Annotated in this window: 6 protein-coding genes; 5 read left to right on the plus strand and 1 reads right to left on the minus strand. The window is 63.5% G+C overall.

The features are described 5' to 3' along the window. Positions 1-11 precede the first annotated feature (11 nt). The 3 genes from RQH14_RS22320 to RQH14_RS22330 all read left to right on the plus strand — a co-directional run bounded on the left by RQH14_RS22320 (position 12) and on the right by RQH14_RS22330 (position 2230). Positions 12-620: a TasA family protein gene (locus RQH14_RS22320; protein WP_311215299.1), complete on the plus strand. Its 609-nt coding sequence runs from the start codon at positions 12-14 to the stop codon at positions 618-620. Positions 621-1053: 433 nt separating this feature from the next. After that, the gene (locus RQH14_RS22325; protein WP_311215300.1) at positions 1054-1806 is read left to right on the plus strand and encodes a signal peptidase I; all 753 of its coding nucleotides are present in this window, start codon (positions 1054-1056) and stop codon (positions 1804-1806) included. Next, positions 1799-2230 (plus strand): Hpt domain-containing protein, encoded by a 432-nt coding sequence (locus RQH14_RS22330; protein ID WP_311215301.1) that lies wholly within the window; start codon positions 1799-1801, stop codon positions 2228-2230. The genes RQH14_RS22325 and RQH14_RS22330 overlap by 8 nt, the downstream gene beginning before the upstream one ends. A 63-nt stretch (positions 2231-2293) precedes the next feature. On the opposite strand, the gene RQH14_RS22335 is transcribed toward RQH14_RS22330, so the two are convergent. After that, a complete protein-coding gene (locus tag RQH14_RS22335) occupies positions 2294-3607 on the minus strand; it encodes an aromatic acid/H+ symport family MFS transporter (RefSeq protein ID WP_311215302.1) in 1314 nt (437 codons plus the stop codon). 259 nt (positions 3608-3866) lie between these two features. On the opposite strand from RQH14_RS22335, the gene RQH14_RS22340 reads away from it, so the two are divergent. Next, positions 3867-4607, plus strand: a complete 741-nt coding sequence (locus tag RQH14_RS22340) for an IclR family transcriptional regulator (protein ID WP_311215303.1) — start codon at positions 3867-3869, stop codon at positions 4605-4607. Between the two features lie 117 nt (positions 4608-4724). After that, positions 4725-5912, plus strand: a complete 1188-nt coding sequence (locus RQH14_RS22345; protein WP_311215304.1) for a 4-hydroxybenzoate 3-monooxygenase — start codon at positions 4725-4727, stop codon at positions 5910-5912. The last annotated feature ends 88 nt before the right edge of the window (positions 5913-6000 follow it).

Raw genomic sequence — 6000 nt, forward strand, 5'->3', positions numbered from 1 at the left:
CACTGATTCCCATGGCCATCAGCCTCAAGACCACCTCCGGCAAGATCCTCGCTTCCGTCGCACTGGTCGGCACCGCAGCCGCCGTCGCCGGCATGGGAACCTACGGCGCGTTCACCTCCTCGACGTCCGCCTCCCAGGCCGTCACCGCAGGCACCGTCACCATCGCCCTGGGCGCCCCCGGCCCGGCCAACACCCTCAACGTCCCGATCGCAGGACTGCTGCCCGGAGACAAGGTCGAAAAACTCGTCACCCTGGCCAACACCGGCAACTCGGACCTGAACAACGTCACCCTCACCACCTCCGCCGGAGCCACCGGGTCCCTGCTCACCACGGACGTGACCAACGGCCTGCAACTGACCATCGAAAACTGCAGTGTTGCCTGGACCGGTGCCACCGCACCTTACAACTGCACGGGCAACAAGACCACCGTCCTGGCTTCCGCCCCGGTCATCACCGCCAACAAGGTCCTCACCAACCTCACCTCCGTGACCTCGGCCAAGACCGACAACCTCAAGGTCACCACCGCGTTCCCCACCACCGCGAACAACGACTTCCAAGGCGCGACGTCCACCATCGCCTTCTCCTTCACCGGCACCCAACGCACCGAAACCACCAAGTAAGCACCAACAACGTCGCCGGGTCTGATCGGATTCACTACCCCAGCCCGATCAGCCCCGGCGACAATTTCACCACCAAGAAGCACCGCTGCTGACCCCGAACGGGCCGCCCGCCATAGCACCGGGCCCGCTTTAACACCGGGCAGCCCGCCGTAACCCCGGGCAGCCCGCTGCGACTGCCGCAACAGAAACACCATCAAGCCCCGCCGGGCCTGGTCGGGCGCCCCCCCTGCCCGATCAGGTCCGCCGGTATTTTCCGGGCAGTTTTCCTGGTCAGTTCTCCTGAGAAACCACATTTCTGGGCCAGCCGTATTCTTGCCCGCCGTATTCCTGAGCCAGCCTTGAGGATTTACCGCAGGAAGCCTGAGCTGGGCCACGCAGACTTTGATACAGGCTCCCCACAGAAGTCGACCACCACCCGGAAGGAACGCCAGGCATGAGCGCACTGAGCACCATCACCACTCCCGCAGTTCACGGCCGGCGTTCCGCCGCGAAGCCTGCCGCCGCCGCCGCGGCCGTCGTCGCTTCCGCGACCGGGCCTGCCGCCGTCGATCCTTCCGTCCTTGAGACCGCCGCTGTGAAGCAGTCCGCAGCGGCCACCCCCATTGCAAGCACCACCGGCACCTTCCGCCGGGTTGCCGGCAAACTGGTGAGGGGTATCGGTGTGGGCATGCTGGTCCTCGCAGCCTTGGTGTTCCTGTTCCTCGCGATCGGCCCGCGCGTCCTGGGCTACCAGACCTCCACCATGCTCACCGGATCCATGGCCCCGCTGATCAACCCGGGCGACGTCGTGGTCACCGTCCCCACCCCCATCACCGACGTCAAGGTCGGCGACATCATCACCTACCACATCCCGGTCGAAGACCAGCGGGTGGAGACCCACCGGATCACCGAGGTCACCACCACCGCCGACGGCGGCGTAGCAGTCCAAACCAAAGGCGACGCCAACAACGGCATCGACCCCTGGATCGCCACCCTGCAGGGCAAAACCGTGGACAAGCACGTCGCCACCATCCCTGGAATCGGCAACGCCATCCGGGCCCTTCGCGAACCCATCGTGATGAACATCCTCATGTACGGCGCACCCACCATCCTGGTCATCGGAATGCTCGCCTCGATCTGGACCAAAGACCCCGCCAAGGCCGCGCCATCAGCCGCCGCAGAGCCTCAGGCAGCAAGCAGTGAGTGACTCTCGGGCGGTGATGAGTCACGCTGATCCACGCCGGATAGCAGCGGAACCGGTCCTGGAGGCGTGCAAGCTGCAGGCGCTGGCTGAGGAGTTGGACGACTCTGCGCCGGCCATCAGTTTCCTCTCCACATACCTGTCCATGCTGCCCGGCAGGATGCTCAGAATCTCCACGGGCCTTTGCCTGCACGATGCCGATGCCAGCATGGATGCGGTCTTGAGCCTCAAGATTTCCTCCGCCATGGTGGGGGCCTCGGAGACGGAAAACCAGTGCCGGGCCATTGAAACCATGATCCGGGAGGACCATTTCGACTCAGCGGTCCTGGCACTCCCCGCGCTGCAGAACTCCACTGAACGCTGCTTCGCGGCAGGTCCGCAGCTGCTCGGGAAAGCGCACGAGTCCCTGCGTCAAGTGCCGGGCCGTTGAATCCTGGGCGGTAGGTCCTGGACGGTAAGTGGCGGGCGGTAAGCCCCGGGTGGTGAAGACGAGCTAGTGGCGGGTCGGCACGGAGGTGTCGGCGGCCTTGACCTCATGAGGCACCAGGAACAGCGCGGCAACGGCCAGAAGACCGGCAGCTGCAAAGACGTAGAAGCCTGCAGGATAAGCGATATTCGCGGCCACCAAGGTTCCGGTCACCGCAGGACCAACGATCGCGCCCAACCTGCCAACCCCGGCAGCGAAACCCAAAGCGGTTCCGCGGAGCCTTGCCGGGAAGAGCTGGCTGACCCAGGCATACACCAGCACCTGGGAGCTGAAGACGAAGACGCCTGTCACGAAGACGGCCGCGTTGAGCAGGAATTCGTTCTGGATCTTGACGCTGAGGATGGCCAGCAGCACCGCCGACAACCCGAACCACAACAGCACGATCTTCTTGGTCCCATGCTTGTCGGCAAGGATTCCGGCGAGGAACAGCCCCGCCACGGCGCCCACGTTCAGGACCAGCAACAGCGTCAGCCCGGTGCTCACGGGATATCCGGCGGCGGCCATCAGCTGCGGCAGCCACGTATTCAGCCCGTAGACCAGCAACAGCCCCATGAACGACGCAATGCCAATACCAACAGCCACCAGAGGATAGGGCTTCTGCAGGAGGTCGCGGAAGCCGGTCTTCTGTTTGGTGCCGGCGGAAAGTTCGACGGCGGCCGCAGCCTTTGCGGATCCGCCCGCCGTAGGTTCGACGGCCTTGGACTCGCCCGCTGCGGACTCGCCCGCCTTGGCAGGAGCTGCTTCCGGGAGCGATTCGGGCAGCTTGACCCATAGGAATGGCAACAGAACCAGCCCAGCCACGCCACCGATGATGAACATGAGCCGCCAGTTGGGAACAATGAAAATGGCGAGCAGGGCCGTGGCTACAGCGCCCACGTGGTAGCCGGTCATGGTCCGGGTGGTGGACTTCCCGGCCGACCCGGCTGGGGCGTAGTCGTTCATGTAGGCCAACGCGGCCGGAAGGCAAGCCCCCAACCCGAGGCCGGCCAGGAGGCGGAGCAGCGAGAACACGGCAACGTTCGGGGCGAAGGCAACTCCGATGGTGAACAGCGAGAAGCCTGCCACGCAGGCGATCAGGAGTTTCCGACGACCAAAATTGTCCGATAGCGGTGCGATGAAAAGCGCGCCCAGGCCAACGCCAACCAAGGAGATGGTGGCAGCGAAGGTGGCTCCGACAGCGTCGAAGCCCAGCTCGCCGGTCTTGATGAGCGTGGGAATGACCGTTCCAAGGACCACGAGGTCGAAGCCGTCCAGGACCATGGCCAGCCAGCATAGCCACACGGGCCATTGGGAGCGGCGGGCAGATGACATCGTTGGCATAGCGTCCTCGGTACTTCGTTGTTGTAGGTCTTGGCTGACTATTTCCTGGGCTTGATTCCTGAGCCAAAGAACGTTCGGTCGGTTATGAGAGTTGTATCACCGCTCGATGTTGCGTGGCACACGTTCTACCATTGAATGGAAGGAGTCCGGCGGCATGGACGTCACCCACTATTCAAAAAGCAGTCCCCGCTGACCCACAAGCAACCGCCAACGAGCAGCCGACCAACGAGCAGCCGACCAACGAGCAAAGGAGCGCGCCGTGGCCAACTCAGCATCAGGAGATTCCGTGGTTGACCGCGTAGTGCGGGTCATCGAGGCCTTTCCGGAGGGGGTGACCTCGTTGCAACTGACCGAGTTGGCTGATCGGGCCGGGCTTCCTCTGTCCTCGGCGCATCGACTGGTCCGCCAACTCTCGGAGCATGGGTTGCTGGACCTTGGTGCTGGAGGGACTGTGCGTCTGGGGCTGCGTTTGTGGGAACTCGTCAACCGCAATTCGCCCACCTTGGCCCTCCGCCAGGCCGCCATGCCCTTCATGGAGGATATCCAGCAGGTCCTGAACCAGAACGTGAACCTTGCTGTGCTGGATGGTTGGGAGGCGCTCTTCGTGGAGCGGCTCTCGCGGAGAGGGTCAGTTGCCAACCGGGCCAGGATCGCCGGAAGAATGCCCGTCCATATCTCCTCGGCAGGGTTGGCCTTGATGTCCCACCAATCACGAGAACTACAGTCGGAGTACCTCGAGCAGTTCCAGGATCCGTCCGGAAAGGTGACGGCCGACGTCGTGCGTCACTTCCTGGCCGAAGCGGCCCAGCAGGGCTTCGTGCAACTGGCGGGCGTGGTGGATCCTGACACGTGGGGCATCGCCGTTCCCGTGATGAATGCCAAACGTCGCACTGTGGCGGCACTGGGTGTTGTGGTCCCGCTTGCGGAAATGCGGCTGCAGGCGCTGGTCCCCGCGCTCCAGACGGCGGCCCGTGGCATCGGACGCCAGCTCGGCGACTGATCAAGCTTCCGTTCAACGGAATTCTTGTAACGCCAATCACCCGTTGCGGGCCACACTGATTCCAGATTCATCCCGCTTCCGAGCAAGCCGGGATCCGCAACGAAGCGAGGAACAACCATGGCACGCACACCCATCACCACCCAAGTGGCCATTATGGGCGCAGGTCCCGCAGGCCTCATGCTCTCCCATCTGCTGGCCAAGCAGGGCATTGAGTCCGTAGTGGTGGAGATCCGGAGCCGCAAGGACATCCAGGAGACGGTTCGCGCTGGAATTCTTGAGCACGGCACTGTGAACTTGTTGGTGGATTCCGGCGTTTCAGACCGGGTGCTTCGCGAAGGCGACCGGCACGATGGCATCGAGCTGCGGTTCAACGGCGAGAGCCACCGCATCAACTTCAAGGAACTCGTCGGCGAATCCGTGTGGCTTTACCCGCAAACTGACGTTTTCATGGACCTCGCCGCGAAGCGGGAGGCCGACGGCGGTGACGTCCGGTACAGCGTCACGGACACCACGGTTCACGACCTCGAAGGCAAGCCGAAGGTGTGGTTCACGGACGCCGCCGGGCAGGAGTTCGAAATCCAAGCCGACTTCCTGGTGGGTGCCGACGGATCCCGCAGCCACTGCCGTTTCCAGATTCCCGAGGCCAACCGCAAGTGGTACTTCCATGAGTACCCCTTCGCTTGGTTCGGAATTCTTGCTGAAGCCCCGCGCAGCGCTGACGAACTGATCTATGCCAACTCCGAAAACGGCTTCGCCCTGATCAGCCAGCGCACCGAAACCGTGCAGCGCATGTATTTCCAGTGCGACCCCAAGGAAAACGTGGCCGACTGGGATGACGAACGCATCTGGAACGAATTCCGCAAGCGCGTCAACGGCAACGGGTTTGAGCTCAAGGAAGGGCCCGTCCTGGAGAAGATGGTCCTGCCTTTCCGCAGCTTCGTCCACACCCCCATGCGTCACGGCAACCTCTTCCTGGCCGGCGATGCAGCGCACACTGTTCCACCCACCGGAGCCAAGGGCCTCAACCTGGCAATCCACGACGTCAAAATGCTCTTTGAGGGCCTCGACTCGTTCTACTCCAAGGGCTCCACATCGCTGTTGGATTCCTATAGCGACCGCGCCCTGGACCGGGTGTGGAAGGCCCAGCACTTCTCGTACTGGATGACGTCCATGCTGCACACCGTTCCGGGTGCCGACGACTTCGACCGCGCCCGCCAACTCGGTGAGCTGCACTCGGTGGTCACCTCCGAGCACGCGAAGGCATACCTCGCAGAGTCCTACACCGGCTGGCCGGCCTCGCGCTAACCCCGCGGGACTGTCCCAAGCCCGCGGGGTTTTGACAGTTCTGCCGGTTTGTCGGTTTACCGGGTTCTGCCGCCGTGCCGGTCTGCTG

It is taken from the genome of Arthrobacter sp. WCS2018Hpa-7, assembly GCF_031843805.1.
GTDB lineage: Bacteria > Actinomycetota > Actinomycetes > Actinomycetales > Micrococcaceae > Arthrobacter.